General features: G+C 67.8%; 14 protein-coding genes. 6 read left to right on the top strand and 8 right to left on the bottom strand.

Annotation, left to right across the window (positions count from 1 at the left end):
* The first annotated feature begins 136 nt into the window (after positions 1-136).
* On the top strand, positions 137-922 hold the full coding sequence (locus C1925_RS00435) for an ATP-binding cassette domain-containing protein (RefSeq protein WP_108770568.1): 786 nt from the start codon (positions 137-139) through the stop codon (positions 920-922).
* A gap of 168 nt (positions 923-1,090) precedes the next feature.
* On the opposite strand, the gene C1925_RS00430 is transcribed toward C1925_RS00435, so the two are convergent.
* Positions 1,091-2,293: a DUF4785 domain-containing protein gene (locus C1925_RS00430; protein WP_108770567.1), complete on the bottom strand. Its 1,203-nt coding sequence runs from the start codon at positions 2,291-2,293 to the stop codon at positions 1,091-1,093.
* A gap of 11 nt (positions 2,294-2,304) precedes the next feature.
* The gene (locus C1925_RS00425) at positions 2,305-3,183 is read right to left on the bottom strand and encodes a hypothetical protein (protein ID WP_108767208.1); all 879 of its coding nucleotides are present in this window, start codon (positions 3,181-3,183) and stop codon (positions 2,305-2,307) included.
* A gap of 242 nt (positions 3,184-3,425) precedes the next feature.
* Here C1925_RS00425 and C1925_RS00420 point away from each other — a divergent pair, with 242 nt between their 5' ends.
* Entirely contained in the window at positions 3,426-4,265 is an 840-nt protein-coding gene (locus C1925_RS00420; RefSeq protein ID WP_108770566.1) for a phosphatase PAP2 family protein, read from the top strand.
* Positions 4,266-4,297: 32 nt separating this feature from the next.
* Here C1925_RS00420 and C1925_RS00415 read toward each other — a convergent pair whose 3' ends face one another.
* The 3 genes from C1925_RS00415 to C1925_RS00405 form a co-directional block, all read right to left on the bottom strand.
* A complete protein-coding gene (locus C1925_RS00415; RefSeq protein ID WP_108767207.1) occupies positions 4,298-5,248 on the bottom strand; it encodes a hypothetical protein in 951 nt (316 codons plus the stop codon).
* On the bottom strand, positions 5,230-5,787 hold the full coding sequence (locus C1925_RS00410; protein ID WP_108767206.1) for a hypothetical protein: 558 nt from the start codon (positions 5,785-5,787) through the stop codon (positions 5,230-5,232). Before C1925_RS00410 ends, C1925_RS00415 begins: the two co-directional genes overlap by 19 nt.
* 233 nt (positions 5,788-6,020) lie before the next feature.
* Positions 6,021-8,288 (bottom strand): TonB-dependent receptor, encoded by a 2,268-nt coding sequence (locus C1925_RS00405; protein ID WP_108767205.1) that lies wholly within the window; start codon positions 8,286-8,288, stop codon positions 6,021-6,023.
* A gap of 161 nt (positions 8,289-8,449) precedes the next feature.
* Here C1925_RS00405 and C1925_RS00400 point away from each other — a divergent pair, with 161 nt between their 5' ends.
* Both C1925_RS00400 and C1925_RS00395 read left to right on the top strand, forming a co-directional pair.
* Positions 8,450-9,502 (top strand): TIGR00266 family protein, encoded by a 1,053-nt coding sequence (locus C1925_RS00400; protein WP_108767204.1) that lies wholly within the window; start codon positions 8,450-8,452, stop codon positions 9,500-9,502.
* Positions 9,503-9,648: 146 nt separating this feature from the next.
* A complete protein-coding gene (locus C1925_RS00395) occupies positions 9,649-10,641 on the top strand; it encodes a patatin-like phospholipase family protein (protein WP_108767203.1) in 993 nt (330 codons plus the stop codon).
* 41 nt (positions 10,642-10,682) lie between these two features.
* Here the strand turns inward: C1925_RS00395 and C1925_RS00390 are convergent, their stop codons facing one another.
* Positions 10,683-12,680, bottom strand: a complete 1,998-nt coding sequence (locus tag C1925_RS00390) for a hypothetical protein (protein WP_108767202.1) — start codon at positions 12,678-12,680, stop codon at positions 10,683-10,685.
* Positions 12,681-12,766: 86 nt separating this feature from the next.
* Positions 12,767-13,249, bottom strand: coding sequence for an Lrp/AsnC family transcriptional regulator (locus tag C1925_RS00385; RefSeq protein WP_079224542.1), 483 nt, complete (start codon positions 13,247-13,249; stop codon positions 12,767-12,769).
* Between the two features lie 125 nt (positions 13,250-13,374).
* On the opposite strand from C1925_RS00385, the gene phhA reads away from it, so the two are divergent.
* The gene (gene phhA / locus C1925_RS00380) at positions 13,375-14,268 is read left to right on the top strand and encodes a phenylalanine 4-monooxygenase (protein WP_108767201.1); all 894 of its coding nucleotides are present in this window, start codon (positions 13,375-13,377) and stop codon (positions 14,266-14,268) included.
* Positions 14,269-14,277: 9 nt separating this feature from the next.
* Here phhA and C1925_RS00375 read toward each other — a convergent pair whose 3' ends face one another.
* Positions 14,278-15,480, bottom strand: a complete 1,203-nt coding sequence (locus C1925_RS00375; protein ID WP_108767200.1) for a Fic/DOC family N-terminal domain-containing protein — start codon at positions 15,478-15,480, stop codon at positions 14,278-14,280.
* A gap of 135 nt (positions 15,481-15,615) precedes the next feature.
* Between C1925_RS00375 and C1925_RS00370 the strand changes: the two genes are divergently transcribed.
* Complete coding sequence (locus C1925_RS00370) at positions 15,616-16,284, top strand: DUF4375 domain-containing protein (RefSeq protein ID WP_108767199.1); 669 nt, start codon at positions 15,616-15,618, stop codon at positions 16,282-16,284.
* Positions 16,285-16,305 lie beyond the last annotated feature (21 nt).

Here is a 16,305-nt window from a genome sequence, read left to right as displayed (position 1 = left end):
CAAACTGCACCCTCGCGGCGGTGTTCGTGCACCGTCATAAAGTGCCACCGTTCACAGTTGGGGACCTGAGTTGTCGAGCCTTGATCCGCGCGCCCATGCCGTTACCGCTGCCCCGTCCACCGGGGCGCTGCCCCCGCTGATCGAACTGGACCACGCCAGCGTGGTCCGCGGACAGGTGAAGGTCCTGCACGGGCTCAGCCTGCGCATCGCCCAGGGCCAGCACACCGCGCTGCTGGGCCCGAACGGCTGCGGCAAATCGACCTTCATCAAGCTGATCACCCGCGAGCTGTACCCGCTGGCCCAGGCCGACGGGCGGGTTGCGGTGAAGGTGCTGGGGCAGAACCGCTGGCAGGTTGATCGGCTGCGCTCGCAGCTGGGCATCGTCACCGGCGACCTCAGCAGCAACCTGTCCGATATGCCGGGCCTGACCGTGGAACAGGCCGTGCTGTCCGGCTTCTTCGCCAGCTATGTGGTGCCGGCGTTCCGCGAGGTGACGGCGGACATGCGGGCACGGGTGGGCGAGACGCTGGCGATGACCGGCGCGCTGGCCCTGCGCGAGCGTGCCTATGCCGAACTGTCGGCCGGCGAGACCCGCCGCGTGCTGATCGCCCGCGCCCTGGTCAACCGGCCGCAGGCGTTGCTGCTGGACGAGCCGTCGACCGGCCTGGACCTGGTGGCGCGCCAGCAGCTGGTGGCGACCATGCGCGTGCTGGCCCAGCAGGGCATCACCCTGGTGCTGGTCACCCACCATATCGAGGAAGTGATTCCCGAGATCGAGAGGGTGGTGCTGCTGCGCGATGGCCGCGTGCTGGCCGATGGCACCCGCGAGGAACTGCTGCGCGACGAGCCGCTGTCGGCGGTGTTTGGCGGTGCGATCAGCGTGGTGGAACAGAATGGGGTCTTGACCGCGTACGCGGGGTAATCCGGCGGGACGGCGGGACGGCGGTAGAGTCGACTGTTAGTCGACTATCGCGCGCAGCGCGGGGTTCTCGCGGTCTGTTGGGAGGGCAGTCGACTAACAGTCGACTCTACCCCGCGGTCATGTCATGCCGGTGCGGCGGGCCGGTGTATCCGGCCCGCCACGTTCTGCTCAGAACCGCAGCGCCAACGCGCGCGATTCGATCGGCGCCATCCGGCTCTGGTCCTGCAGCTGCAGGTCACGCAGCTCATACGGTGCGCCGAAGCCGGCCGGCAGCGCGGCCTGGTCGAACGGCAGCACCAGCACGCCACGGCCTGCACCTTCGAACCACGCCGCCGCATGCGCCTGTGCCACCGGCTTCAACTGGCCATCGGCGCCGGTGGCGTACAGCGTGCCGCGCGCCTCGTAACGGCCCGCGGCGGCCACCTGCAGCGGCAGGCTCACCTGGCGGCTGGCCGCATCGGGCGTGGCCTGGCCGCTGAAGCGTGCCGTAGGCTGCGCCACTGCGAAGGCAACCTTGCCATCGCGCAGCACGCCATCGGCCTGGGCAAACACCTGCAGTTCCCACAGGCCCTGCACCGTGCTGGCCTCTGCCGGAATGCGCACCTGCGCGCGCAGGCTGCCATCGGTGGTGCGCAGCAGGCGTTGCGGCCAGCTGCGGCCATCGGGTGCCACCAGCAGGGCTTCACCGCCCAGGCTGCCGCGGCGCGTGGCCAGCTTCGCGGTGCTGGCACCATCCTCCAGCAGGCGGGCCTGCAGCTGCACGCTGCCGCCGGCCAGTACCTGCGCCTGATTGGCCTGAACTTCCAGCCGCACCGGGCTGTTGGGTTCCAGCACCTGCACCACGTAGCGGCCCTGCGCCTGCGCGCTCTGCAGCCGGTAGGCGCCCACTGCGCTGCTGGCACCGGTGCGCAGCATGCTGCTGCCATCGTTCACCGCCATGCCCGCGGCCTGCAGCTGCCGCGCATCGACGCTGCGCGCCACGCTGGTGCGGCCGGCCGCATCGCGCACCTGCAGGGCGTCGGCGGGCAGCGCGCGGGCACCGGCGCCCGGACTGACCTGGATCACCGCATCCGGCGCGGTCAGCGGCAGGTCCAGGCCGCGTTGCAGCTCGGCGGCGTCGACCTGCTGCCAGTAGCTGCGGCTGACCGCGGCGTAGGCGCCTGGTGCCTGCAGCGGCTGCGCCGGGTCGAGCGCCCAGGCGAAGGCAAGCGGCACACGCTCGCTGTCATCGGCCGGCAGCGGCGCGGCCACCAGTGACGCGGGCACCTGGTCACCGGCAGCGGCGGCACGCAGCGCCTGCGCGGCATGCACCGGCGCGACAGCAAGTGCGGCCAGTACGGCCGCGGCCAGCAGGGTGGAATGGATCTTCATGGTCATCTCCCTCACTGGGTCAGGTCGTTGCGCAGGATCGTGCCGAGGCCGAAGCACTCGCGGCGGCTCTGGTTGTGGCTCAGCGGCTCGGCGCCCTGGGTGCGCGCCTTGTCGGTGAACCACAGGCTGCCCGCCGCCTTCTGGCTGCTGCATTCCAGGAAGCCGTCCGAGCAGGACGACAGCCAGTTCTGGGTGAACTCCAGGCCGACGTTGGCCGCGTAGCCGCCGCAGTAGCTGTTGCTGTCCCACACAGCCGATTCGACATCGCTGCCGACCACCGCGCGGAAGGGCTTGGGCAGTGCCGGGCGGCCTGCGGTGCCGTACAGGTTCTGCGCGTTGTAGGTGGCCATGTGACCGACCTGCTGCATGCGCACCGCATCGTTCTTGTAGCCCAGCAGCCAGCCCAGCGAGGTTTCGAAGGTGTTGCCGTTGAGCACCGCGTCGGCCAGCGGCGTGCCCGCCGAGGACGGCGCCAGCGCGGTGACCTTGCGCACCGTGCTGATGATCTTCGGGTAGCGGCTGTCGTAGGTGGGGTTGGACAGGATCCAGCGCACCACGTTGCCGCCGTTGGAATGGGTGATGACCACCAGCTGGGTGATGCCGCGGCTGTCGATGAAGCTGGTCAGCTGGTTGGCCAGGCAGCCGGCAGCTTCCGGCTTCCACATGTACTGGGTGAAATCGCAGTTGATGACCACGTAGTTGCTGCTGTTCGGCAGGCCCTGGCGCACGGTGTCGATGATCGCCGGCTGCCAGTAGTCCTGGGTGGCATCGGTCTGGGCGCCGGTGCCGTGCACGAAGGCCACGCCGTAGACATCGGCGGCCTGCGCCGGGGTGCAGGCCAGGCCCAGCAGCAGGGCCAGGGCGGTACTTCCTGTTGCGGTGCTGCGCATCGCATCTCTCCCTCGTCAGCGGATCCCCCCGGCCCGGCTGTGGCCCGATGCTGGCGCGAACGCGCGTGAAAGTCCGTGCGCTGCGCCCGTATTCGGGAGATTGGCGAAGATGGATGATCTTGTTGCAGGATAATGACTACCCAGAGCCACCATGCCGGGTCTGGCCGTATGACCCATGGACGCTGCGGGCGGCAGGAGGGGCTGCGATCATGGCCGCTGTGTTTCCTGTCTCGAGCCTGCCCATGTCTTTGCCTGCCCTCCCCGCCCGCCCCCTGCTCGGCCTGGCCATCGCCCTGTCGCTGGCCGGTTGCGCGTCCACCGCCACCGCACCGACCGCGGTGGAATCCAACGTCACCACCAAGGCGGTGGGCTACCTCGACAAGGCCGCCGTGCCGGCCAGCATCGCCCTGGTGCCGGCGCCGCCGGCAGCCGGTTCGGCCGGCTTCGCGCTGGATGAGCAAGTCAGCCGCGAAGCCCGCGCCCTGCGTGGCACGCCGCGCTTCACCCAGGCGACCCGCGATGCCGAACTCGGTTTCCCGGCCGGCGCCAACCAGTTCTCCTGCGCCGCCGACATCGACGTGGACGCGGTGAAGACCCCCGCCCTGTACCGCCTGCTGGAGCGCAGCCGCATCGATGCCAGCGCGGCCACCAAGGCCGCCAAGAACCAGTACCAGCGTCCGCGCCCCTTCATGGTCAACGGCGAGCCGACCTGCACGCCGGACGATGAAGCGGGGCTGCGCAGGAACGGCTCCTATCCGTCCGGCCACACCTCCATCGGTTGGGCGTGGGCGCTGATTCTTTCGGAGATCGCGCCGGACCGCGCCGACGCCATCCAGGCGCGTGGCCGCAACTACGGCGAGAGCCGCCTGGTGTGCAACGTGCACTGGCAGAGCGACATCCTCGAAGGGCGTTTCATGGGCGCCGCCGCGGTGGCGCGCCTGCATGACAACGCGGCGTTCAACAAGGATCTGCTGGCCGCGCGCAAGGAGATCGCCGACGCTCGCAAGGCCGGCCTGCATTCCAGCCGCGACTGCGCGGCCGAGGAAGCGCTGCTGAAGGTGCGGCCGGAAAGCGCGCTGTAAGGCATCGCCGCTGCGCTCGCCGTTCCGCGGCGCTACCGACTGCGCTGCGGAACGGCGGCATCGGCGATGGCCTTTGTCAGCGTCGCCTTGTTGCCGCCGCGTGGCCAGCCCACCACCCGCGCGGCGACCCCGCCGTCGCGCAGGATGTAGAACGTGGGTGTTCCCCAGTAGCCGACCTCTGAAAAGCCGGACTGACGGGCCACAATGTGGATCGGCAGGTCAGGATGACGGTCGTTCCAATCCCTGAAGATGCGCGGATCGAGCGTTCCATCCTGTGGCGACAGCCACAGGGCGCGTGGACCGGAAAGCACCCGCATGAGCTCGGGGTCTGTGCGGGCGGCTTCTGCGGCCGCCCGCGTGAAGCCGCAGGCAGGATGCGCGATGACGATGATGTCCAAAGACGCCAGGTCAGCCTGAGCGGAGCTGAAGCGCTCGCCATCGGGACCAGGCGTCCAGTACTCGAGCGGCCTGATGACATCGGGAAATCGCGGCACGGGACGACCATTGAACGCCGCCAGCCACGGCGATGCGGGCGTCAACGCAGTGGCATCACGGCTCAGCATGGCAATGGCTGCTCCGGCGCGTGCGTCGGCAGGATGCAGCTCGCCTCGCCTGCGCAGCTCGACGCCCACGCGCAGTGCAATGGTCGAGTAGCGCGGCTGTTTGCTTGCCACAGCGGCCGCGTGGGTCGCCCGCAGCAGTACCCGCAGGTCAGATGCAGCCAGCGAGGACAGCGTACCGGTGTGAGGCAGGACACTGGAGTCGAATGCACGATCAACCTGTGCCCCGCGCTCGCGCCAGTCATGATCCGGCCCCGAGAGGCTTTCCCACGTTTTCTGCACGATGGCGTGGCCCTCCTCCAGGGATTCGCCGGCAGCACAGGGAAAGGACAGGATCACCGCCATCAGGGTGGCGACGGGGAGCAACCCACGCGTGACGGTGCGTGGGTGCCGCAGGGCCCTGATCAGCAGTTGGACGTGCATATGTGCGCCGTCGATTCCTCGCAGGTCGCGTGCGAGATGCACTTGTAGCCGGGATAGTCCGCCTCGTTGCAGTGTTCTCCCACACCACAACGCAGGCTGCGTGCGGTGTCCAGTATCTGCAGAACCGTCTGGTCTTCCTCTGAATTGACCCTGACATCGGGCATGACCGCCACCAGATGCTCAAACCCAAACGGCTTCAGCACGCGATGGAGATCGGCCGCCCCCAGTTCCCGTGCCAGATCGGAGTAATCGAAAGTGGTCAGTCCGAGGTCATTGAACCGTAGCGATGCGGTGAAGCGCGCGCGCGATGCAGGCGTCAGTTTGTACAGGGGAAAGGTATCGGTATCCCCGAATGTCTTCGCATACGCATCGAATGATCGCTGATCGGTGATGGATGCTGTTCGCTTTTCCAGCTGCAGTCGCTGGTCGTCCAGGCGCGTCGTTGGTGCCGCTCCGTCAGCCTTGAACCCTGCAGATGCCTGCGTCGACAGCAGGAGCATGACGAAGCCGACTGTCAGCCGCGACGTTTTCCTCTTCATTGCAGTACCCCGGTTGCCCGGAAGATTCCGGTAGCCACGGTTGTACGCCGGTTCTGTCCGAGCGCGCCGACCCAGGGTCAGGTTCGCGGCAATTGAGACATATCTTTGCCTCCGCTCACACTTTTCAAGCCCTACCCGCATTGCGGACATGTCCATTTGCGACATGGTCGCGCATCAAAAGAAAGGGCCGGCATTGCGCCGGCCCTCTTCATTGCATCACGCCATCAACCGCATCAGAACTTCGCGGTGAACTCGACGCCGAACGTGCGCGGCTCGTTGAGGAAGCCGGTCAGGTTGTTGAAGTCGATCGCGCCGACCACGCGGGTCTGGTTGGTCAGGTTGCGGCCGAACACGGCCACGTCGTACTGGCCGTAATCCCAGTTGTAGCCCACGCGCAGGCCGCCTTCCAGCGAGCTGCGGCTGCGGAACTCCGGCGACTCGTACAGGAAGAAGTTCACCGCGCTCTTGTACGCCCAGTCGGTGTAGACGTAGACCTCGCTGGCATCGTTCACCGGGAAGCCGGCACGCAGGGTCAGGTTGTGGATCCACTTCGGCGCCTGCGGCAGCGGGTTGCCGTTGACCAGCGCGTAGGTGCCACCGTTGATGATGGTGGTCGGGTCGGTGATGGTGCAGCCACCGCCACAGATCGCCACGGCCAGATCCTTGTCCTTGATCTCGGTGTCGTTGTAGCTGCTGCCCAGGGTCATCAGCACGTGGTCGGTCAGGTACGCCTCGAAGTCCAGCTCGAAGCCTTGGCCGATGGTCTTGTCGGCGTTGAGCAGGGTGGCGGTGTTGTTGCTGCCACCCACCGCGATCAGCTGCTGGCCATCGACGTTGTAGCGGAACACGTTGAAGCCCAGGCGGGCGCGACGGTCGAACAGGTCGGCCTTGATGCCGGCTTCATACGAGATCACCTTCTCCGAATCGGCCTGGGTGACGCCGCCGAAGGCCAGGCGGCCCTGGATCGACGGTGCACGGAAGCCCTTGGCCACGCGCGCATAGGCGTTGATGTTGTCGGTGATCTGGTAGACGCCGCTCAGGTCCCAGCTGACATCGTCGACATCGCTGTTGGCCAGATACGGGCCGCTGACCGGCGTACCGCCCGGCACGGCCTGCAGCACGCTGGCGGTGAAATCCTTCTTGTCCTGGGTGTAACGCACGCCGGCGCGCAGCTTGAAGCGATCGGTCACGTCCAGGTCGCCCGAGGCGAACGCGGCCCAGGCCTTGTTGCGCTGGCTCTGCACGGCGTGGCCGGTCTGCGGGTTGCCCGGGGTCAGCGAGTCGTAGTTGAAGCTGTCGATGGTCACGTCTTCATCGAAGTAGAAGACGCCGGCCTGCCAGTCGAAGCGGCCCCACTCGTTGGATTCGACGCGGAATTCCTGCGTCCACTGGCGGTGGTGCGGCAGGCCGTCAGCCGATTCGGACGGGAACGGAATCAGGCCCGGGCCGGAGTTGCCGGCGCCCAGGAAGGCCGCACCGTAGCCGCCATCGACGTCGCCGTGGTTCAGCGATTCGGCGGTTTCATAGCCGGTGATCGAATGCAGGGTGACGCGGCCCAGGTCCCACTTGATGCGTGCGCTGCCGCCCCAGGTTTCCAGGTTGGAGAAGTTCAGGCCGTCGGTGGAGACCTTGTCGCGGTCGAAATTCTCGACCAGCGCGTTGCTGCCCTTCTGGATGATGTTGGCGCGGAACAGGCGCGCAGTGCCGTTGAGCTTGCGCTTGTGCAGGTTGAACAGCGCTTCGACATCATCGCCTTCGTACAGGAACTGCACGCGGCCAGCGGCTTCGTCATAGCCTTCGAAGCCCGAGCTCGGCGCGTTGGCGACGGTGTTGTCGACGTAGTTCTCGCGGCGCTGGTACAGCGCCGACACGCGCGCCGACCAGCGGCTGGTCAGCGGACCGCCGTAGGCGCCCTGCACGTTCCAGGTGTCATACGTGCCGTAGGACATCTTCACGTAGCCGTCGGCGTCCTGCGACGGACGGGCCGAATCGAACTTCACCACGCCGGCCGGGGTATTGCGGCCGAACAGCGTGCCCTGCGGGCCACGCAGCACTTCCACGCCGGCCAGGTCGAACAGCGGGAAGCCCTTCAGCAGCGGGCTTTCCTGCACCACGTCGTCATACACCAGCGACACCGGCTGCGAAGCGTTGAGATCGAAGTCGGTGTTGCCCAGGCCGCGGATGTAGAAGCGCGGGAAGGCACGGCCGTACGACGATTCGATGTTCAGGCTCGGCACGCGCGCGGACAGGAAGCGGATGTCGTCGCCAGCGGAGCCGAGCACATCCAGCTTCTCGCCCTGGATCGCGGTGATCGCGACCGGCACGTCCTTGGCGTTCTCGACGCGGCGCTGCGCGGTGACCTGGAGGGCATCGAGGGCAACCGGATCCTTGGCAGCGGGGGTTTCCTGGGCGGCTGCTACCAGCGGCAGCAGGGCGGAAAGAGCGGCAACGAGGGGACGCGCGACCGGAGTGCGGCCACGGAAAGTGCGGGTCGGAGACATGGCGGTAGGCTGTGTTTGGAGGGGTGGTGAAACGGCGCTACCAGATAATTGTTGCAATACAGCACCTACGCCGCAAATGCCGATCGTTCATGGCCCCTCACCGGCAGTGCCCCCGGCGGGCCGCTACACTCGGCATTTCCCCTTGCCACAGAGCTGCTGCGATGACCCAGTGGTACTTCCATGCCGCCGGCCAGGCCGAGCGGATCGGCCCGCTCGACGAGGACGCTGCGCGCCATTTTGCGCAGGCCAACCCGCACGCGCTGGCCTGGCGCCAGGGCATGGAAGGGTGGACACCCGTGTCCGAAATCAGCGTCCTGCATGGGTCTGCGGCAGCGCCTGCCGCACCCGCCCCGGCACCGCCGGTCCTGCCCGCTGCCGCACCGGCCACGACTGAAACCGTCAGCAGCAGCGGCGGCCACGGCGATCCGATCGATTTCCGCATCGTCGGCCATGAAATGCAGTTCGTGGAAATCGGCCTGGACCCGGGTGAAAGCGCGATCGCCGAAGCCGGCGCGCTGATGTTCAAGGAATCCACGGTGCAGATGGACACCGTGTTCGGCGACGGCTCGCAGGCCAGCAGCGGCTTCATGGGCAAGGTGATGGCCGCCGGCCGCCGCGTGGTGACCGGCGAAAGCCTGTTCGCCACCGTCTACACCCAGACCGGCACCGGCCGCGGCAAGGTCGCCTTCGCCGCGCCCTACCCCGGCACGGTGCTGCCGATGAAGCTGGACCAGCACGGCGGACGCCTGATCTGCCAGAAGGACAGCTTCCTGGCCGGCGCGCGCGGCGTGCGCATCGGCGTGCAGTTCCAGCGCAGGATCATGACCGGCCTGTTCGGCGGCGAGGGCTTCATCATGCAGAAGCTGGAAGGCGACGGCTGGGTCTTCATCCATGCCGGCGGCTGCGTGGTCGAGCGCGAGCTGGCGGCCGGCGAGCGTCTGGACGTCGATACCGGCTGCGTGGTGGCCTACCACCCGACGGTGGAGATGGACGTGCGCCGGGTCAGCGGCATCAAGAGCATGCTGTTCGGTGGCGAAGGCGTCTTCCTGGCCACCCTGACCGGACCGGGCAAGGTCTGGCTGCAGTCGCTGCCGTTCTCGCGCCTGGCCGGGCGCATGTGGATGGCCGCGCCGCAGGGTGGCGGGCAGAGCCGTGGCGAAGGCTCGATCCTGGGCGGCCTGGGCCGCACGCTGGGCGGCGACAACCGGTTCTGACCCTGCACGGTAGCGCCGGGCCATGCCCGGCGAGCACAGCGGCACCTGAACCATCCGCCGGACATGGCCCGGCGCTACCCATGGATTTTGCATCCTTCGGTATGCTGGCGCCCTTTCCTGAATCCGGCGCCCCGAGCGCATTGCCGATGAGCCTGTTCCGCCCCCGCGTGCTGCTGTCCGTCGCCCTGCTCGGCCTGCTGGCCGGTTGCGGTGGCGAAGAGGTCCGCCCCACTCCGCCGCCGCAGCCGACCATGGTGCCGCAGGCCAAGCCGATCAAGATCGGCATCGCCCTCGGTGGTGGTGCGGCCAAGGGCTTTGCCCACATCGGCGTGATCAAGATGCTGGAAGCCAACGGCTTCGAGCCGGTGGTGGTGTCGGGCACCAGCGCCGGCAGCGTGGTCGGCGCGCTGTATGCCAGCGGCATGGACGCGTTCCAGATGCAGAGCAAGGCCGTGGCACTGGATGAAGCCAGCATCCGCGACGTGCGCCTGTTCTCCGGCGGCCTGGTGCAGGGCCAGAAGCTGCAGGACTACGTCAACGAACAGGTGGCCAACCGCCCGGCCGAGAAGCTGAAGAAGCCGTTCGCCGCGGTCGCCACCCAGCTGGAAACCGGCGAGCGCGCGATCTTCGTGCGCGGCAACGTCGGCCAGGCCGTGCGCGCGTCCAGCAGCATCCCCGGCGTGTTCGAGCCGGTGAAGATCGGTGGCCGCAACTACATCGACGGCGGCGTGGTCAGCCCGGTGCCGGTCGATGCCGCGCGCCAGCTGGGCGCCGAGTTCGTCATCGCCGTGGACATCTCCAGCAAGGCCAGCGGCAAGGCGCCGACCGGCATGCTGGGCATCGTCAACCAGTCGATCTCGATCATGGGCCAGCGCCTGGGCGAGCAGGAACTGGCACGCGCCGACATCGTCATCCGGCCGAAGGTGCTGGACATCGGCGCCGCCGATTTCAGCCAGCGTGGCACCGCCATCCTCGAAGGCGAGAAGGCCGCGATGGCAGCGATGCCGCAGATCCGCGCGAAGATCCAGCAGATGCAGAAGGCACGCGCCGCTGCGCTGGCACCGGCCGCACCGGTGGTGCCGAAGTGCGATGAGCCCTCGCGCCTGGGCAAGCTGGTGGGTCGCAAGGAAAAGTGCTGAGTGTTCCGGCGCGCCGCTGCTGAGCGGCGCGTGATCGTGTCCTAACGCGCAGGCCGGTAACCGCTGGCCTGCTGCCGCTCGCGCCTGCGGGCCTGGCGCGCCTGTTCCTGCAGCGCCGCGGTGTGCTGCAGCTGCTCCATGCCATCGGCCGGCACGTGCAGCTGGCGGCGGGCACGGGTCAATGCCAGGTACACCGCGCGCACCGGGTTATGCCAGATGCGCGCGCCCTGCCCCGCACTGAAGCACCCCGGCGACAGCGAGACCACATCGAACTGCAGGTTCTTCGCGTGTTCGGCCAGGCACAGCACCACGCGCCCATCGGCGGGCGTGTCCTGGTCATCCAGTGCCTGCAGCAGTGACTGCACGCGGTCGGCGGAGGCGAACAACGCCTGCAGTGCGCCCTGCCCTTCGCCGGCCTGTGTGGACAGGAAACGCTCCTGCGTCTGGTTCGACCCGCTGTCGCGACGGCGCCATGCATCCAGCGGCCCCTGCAAAGCGCTGCGCAGCGCGCGCAGCGATGCCGGGTGCAGGTAGGGCCGCAACCCGTGCGCGTGCAGCTGTGCCGCATCCAGGGCCAGATCGGCGACGTTGCCGTGGATGCGCAGGCCTTCGCGTGGCACCTGCGACCAGTCGCGGTAATGCAGCACGCCGGTGGCGCGGTCGGCGGCACCGACGAACGGACCGCTGTCCTGGCCCAGGCCGTCCAGCGCCAGCGTCTGGTTGACCAAACCATCGACCTGGTTGCCTTGGCGCACCGACTGGTGCATTTCCAGCACCTTCGATGCGGCCCAGCGCGGCACGGTGCCGGACAGGCACTGGTGCGGATCACCGAGGCTGACCACGCCGGGCGCATGGCCGGCCAGCAGCTGCTTCCACGACGGGCTCAGATCGTGCGCCTCGTCCACCAGCAGCATGCCCATGTCCTGTGGCGGGGTGACGCCGCGCAGCGCCAGCCACTTGCCGATGTGCGCGGGGCTGAGGCTGAGCAGCGTGCTCCGCTGCAGCTCGGCATCGAACATGCTGCGCCAGACGTGCTCGGCGGCCGCCAGGTAAGGCGCCACGTCGAGCATCGCGGCCGGCACCGACCGGTCGAAATGCTGGAAGGCCATGCGCGGTGCGGACGAGGCGCACCAGCGGTTGATGGCCTCGAAGGCGGTCAGCAGCACCTGCTCGGGGCTGCGCCCGCCGATGCCCTGCAGGCCGATGCGGCCGGCGATCTCGCGCGGGGTGCGGGTGCTGCGCCGGTAGCTGGCGACGAAGCCGCCGGTCTGGCCGCTGCGCGCGGCGTGCTGGGCCACGCGGTTGGCGAATTCGATCTGGGTCAGCAGGCGCACCGCGGTGCTGGCCGGCACGCGGGCGCGGAAGGCTTCGACCTGCCCGCGCGACGGCGCGATGTAGGTGTAGCGGCCCGGCCGCGCGTCCATCAGCGCCAGCACCAGATGGCCCTTGCCGGTACCGGCGTAGCCATCGAGGTCGATCAGTTCATCCGGGTTGGCGGCGATCGCCCGCAGCACGCGGGCCTGCTCGGAGGTGTACAGGCCATGGTGTTCGACCGCCCGCGCATCGCTGGCAACGGCCTCGTCCTGGTCGTCGTCCTCATCATCGCTGGCGAACGCGGCCGGGAAACGGATCTCATGTTCGGCCAGGGTTTCCTGGCAGGCCTGCTGCAGGGCCAGGCCGGGGTAGTCGCTGGGCGACTGCACAGTGAAGTCCTGCAGGATCTCCGCCGGGGCCAGCAGCACGCCATGGGCGGCGAGCGTCGCCAGCCAGGCATCGAGTTCCGGCTGGCCACCACCTCCGGCGCCGGCGAGCTGCGCGGCCGCGCCGTCATGGCTGGCGAACAGCGCGCAGGCCTCGTGCAGCAGGCGCTCGATTTCCGCGGGTGTGTGCAGGCGCGCGCGGCACAGCTGCGCAGCCATCAACCCGGCCTGTTCCAGCGCGGTCTGCGGCGGCGTGCCATGGGCGATGAAGCGCGCCAGCGACTTGCGCTGCAGCGGCAGGAAGGTGGTGGTGAGCACCGGGTGCTGAAGTTCGGACATGCCTGGAACCGGAAAGGAACGCTGCGGCGCGCGCAGGGCGGTGATGCTCGGCTACCCGCCCGGCGCCGTCAAATCGCGGCGGCCGTTCATTCCAGCTGCGACAGCGGCAGCGCCTGGAAGCCCTTCACCGTGCGCAGCACGAAGCTGGAATTGGCATCGGCCACGCCGCCGGCGTTGAGCAGCCTGTCCAGCAGGAAGCGCGAGAAGTGTTCAAGGTCGCGCACGTAGACGTGCAGCAGGTAGTCCATGTCGCCGGTCAGGGCATGGCAGGCCACCACCTCATCCCAGCCCTGCACGCTGTCCACGAAGTGGCCGATGGCGGCCTGGTCGTGCTTTTCCAGCTGCACGCGAACGAAGGCCTGCAGGCCCAGGCGCAGCTGGCGCGGCTCCAGGCGCGCGCCGTAGCCGACGATCACCCCTTCGCTTTCCAGCCGCTGCAGGCGGCGCAGGCAGGCCGACGGCGACAGGTTCACCCGCGTCGCCAACTCCGCGTTGGTGGCGCGACCATCACGCTGGATCTCGGCCAACAGGCGTATATCCGTGCGATCGAACTGGACTTCTCCGGCCATTGCTGCTCCGCAACACGGTGAGTACGCAAGGATATTGCGCCACGAGGCCTGTTACGCGCAACTTTTGCAACCCTGTTGCGCGCGCCCTGCCCTAGCATCACCGGTATCCCTTCAAGGAGTGCCCCATGGACCTCGCCCAGCCCCGCCGTGTCGAACACCAGCAGACCGACAAGGGCTACGTGCCGGTGTACACCACCGCGCTCGTCGAGCAGCCGTGGGAGACCTATACCGCCGACGACCACGCCACCTGGAGCACGCTGTACCAGCGCCAGCGCGAACTGCTGGTCGGCCGCGCCTGCCAGGAGTTCCTGGACGCGCAGGACGAGATGGGCATGAACGCGCACATGATCCCGCGCTTCGACCAGCTCAACGAAGTGCTGGGCGCGGCCACCGGCTGGACCCTGGTGGGCGTGGAAGGCCTGCTGCCGGAACTGGATTTCTTCGACCACCTGGCCAACCGCCGCTTCCCGGTGACCTGGTGGATCCGCCGCCCGGACCAGATCGACTACATCGCCGAACCGGACCTGTTCCATGACCTGTTCGGCCATGTGCCGCTGCTGATGAACCCGGTGTTCGCCGACTTCATGGAGGCCTACGGCCGCGGCGGCGTCAAAGCCCACGCGATCGGCCCGGACGCGCTGCAGAACCTGACCCGCCTGTACTGGTACACGGTGGAGTTCGGCCTGATCGACACCGCCGACGGCCTGCGCATCTACGGCGCCGGCATCGTCTCGTCCAAGGGCGAATCGCTGTACTCGCTGGAATCGGCCGCGCCCAACCGCATCGGCTTCGACCTGCAGCGGATCATGCGTACGAAGTACCGCATCGACACCTTCCAGAAGACCTACTTCGTCATCGACAGCTTCGAGCAGCTGATGCAGGCGACGTCACCGGACTTCACCCCGATATACGCTGCGCTGGCCGACCAGGCGCACCTGCCGGCCGGTGACGTGCAGGCCGACGACCACGTGTTCCAGGCCGGTACGGGTGAGGGTTGGGCGGACGGCGGCGACGTGTGAAGCGAGGGCTCAGCGCAGGCGATCAGGAAGTGCCGTTGGCAATTGATTGAGTCGTTGCAGGACCGCGTGCGCGTGATAGGTGCGCCCCCAGCGACGATCACTGCCGGGGACGAGGATGCCTTCTGCCTCAAGCGCGTAGATCCCTGTCAGGGCTGAGCGATCAGACACCCCCAACAAGGCAGCCACCTGGCCTGCCGTCACCACCGGGTGGCCGATCAGCAACGGCGGAAGCCTGCGCGCCACCGAGTCGCGACGATAGCCTTGAAGTTCAATCTCCCACGCTGCAGTGAGCCGTGACATGTCATCGGCGATGGATATCGCGTCGTGCGCAGACTCGACCACGGCCTGGCACAGCATATCCATCCATGGCCCCCACTCACCGCGAATCTGCACCTGGTTGAGCGCGTCGTAGTAGGCGCTTTTGTTGCGCAACAAGGCGCCTGACAGATAGAGCGGCGGGTGGCCTTCGGCGGCGAGGATCAACGGCAGCAGCAGCCTTCCCGTGCGCCCATTGCCGTCCTTGTAGGGATGGATGGTTTCAAACTGGGCGTGGGCAATCGCGAGCTGCGCGATGATGTTGAGTTCGAACTGCTCTTCCTCGGCGGGCTCGTACTTCAACATGGCGCGCTCGAGTTCACGCATCGCTGCGTCGATGCGGTCGGGCGGCGAAGGAATGAAACGGGCATCCTCGGGTCGTCCCCCCAGCGGACCGATGGTGGCCTGCTCCTGGCGGTACCGTCCCTTGGGAAAATCGTCCGGGGCATCCTGCATCAACACCGCGTGGAGCTGATTGACCAGTGCGAGATCGAGCGCCTCGCGACCGCTGGCACGCACGGCATCAAGGCCCTCTTGCAGTGCCTGCACGTAGCGCTCGGTCACCACGACATCGGCAGGCAGACCATCCAGGCCGAGCGTGGCCTCAAACACCAGCAGTTCGTCCAGGTTGGTCTGGGTCCCCTCGATCTGGGAGCTCTGGACGGCTTCGCGTCGCGCGAGCGTCCGGGTCACCATGTCAGGGGCTGGCCATTGCCGCATCGCCTGATCCAGACGGTCCAGCGATGCATTTGCAGCGATGAGGCGCTGCCGCGAGCCCGTATGCCCTTCCGGCAACCGACGAGGCGTCGGAGGAGGCGTCGTGGCCAGCAGATTGGGCCGACCTTCCACGGGAACGAGGTAGGCCTGCAACGGCCCTGCAATGTCTGCGCGACGCATCGGTAATCTCCGCTGGGATCACCCCTATCCTTCAAAAGCCTCCCATGCTTTTGAAGTTTATGCAACTAAACTTCAAAAGCGTTCGGGTGTTTTGAAGTTTCCGGGTAGGCTGGCAGCGCCGCTATCCTGCACGGCATGACTGAAGAATTTGCCGGCCTGCACGTAACCGACGTCGCCTTCAACGACGACTTCATCCTGCTGACCCTGGCCGATGGCCGCCGCACCCGCCAGCCACTGCGCTGGGCGCCCGCGCTGTTTGAAGCCTCGGCCGAACAGCGCGCGCACTGGGTTGCCACCGCCAACGGCCTGGGCGTGAACTGGCCGGCGCTGCTGCCGCCTAGCGAGACAGGCGTGGTCGATATCCCCAACCAGGTGTGGGATGACCGCTACGAGGCCGCGCTGGCGCGTCTGAAGGCAGCCGCGTGGACGCTGGATGCGCTGTCCGACGAAGACCAGCAGCTGGTGGCGCTGTGGCGCATGGAAGCGGACATCAACAACGGCGGCTTCATGCAGTTCCTGTGCAACTGGGGCGACCCGACCTGCCAGCTGGCGCTGCGTGCGCTGCAGGCGATGGGCGCGGTGCAGACCCACGCGATCCTGGCGGGCATGCGCGGGCTGCTGGACCGGCTGGAGGACGACCCGGCGATCAAACAGCTGCACGACCTGTACGGCGCGATGACCGAGGACGAGCAGGCCGCCCTGCACGCCTTCGACGAAGCCTATTTCGAGCGGCCGGAAGACCTGGCGCGGCTGGGGCTGAAGCATTTCAGCCCGGAGCCGGTAGAGTCGAGCTTGCTCGACTGACGCTTTGCCAGGATAAGGAGC

It is taken from the genome of Stenotrophomonas sp. SAU14A_NAIMI4_5 (assembly GCF_003086795.1).
Classification (GTDB): domain Bacteria; phylum Pseudomonadota; class Gammaproteobacteria; order Xanthomonadales; family Xanthomonadaceae; genus Stenotrophomonas.
The sequence above is the reverse complement of the archived record's forward strand: the minus strand, read 5'-3'. Positions and strand labels throughout refer to the sequence as shown.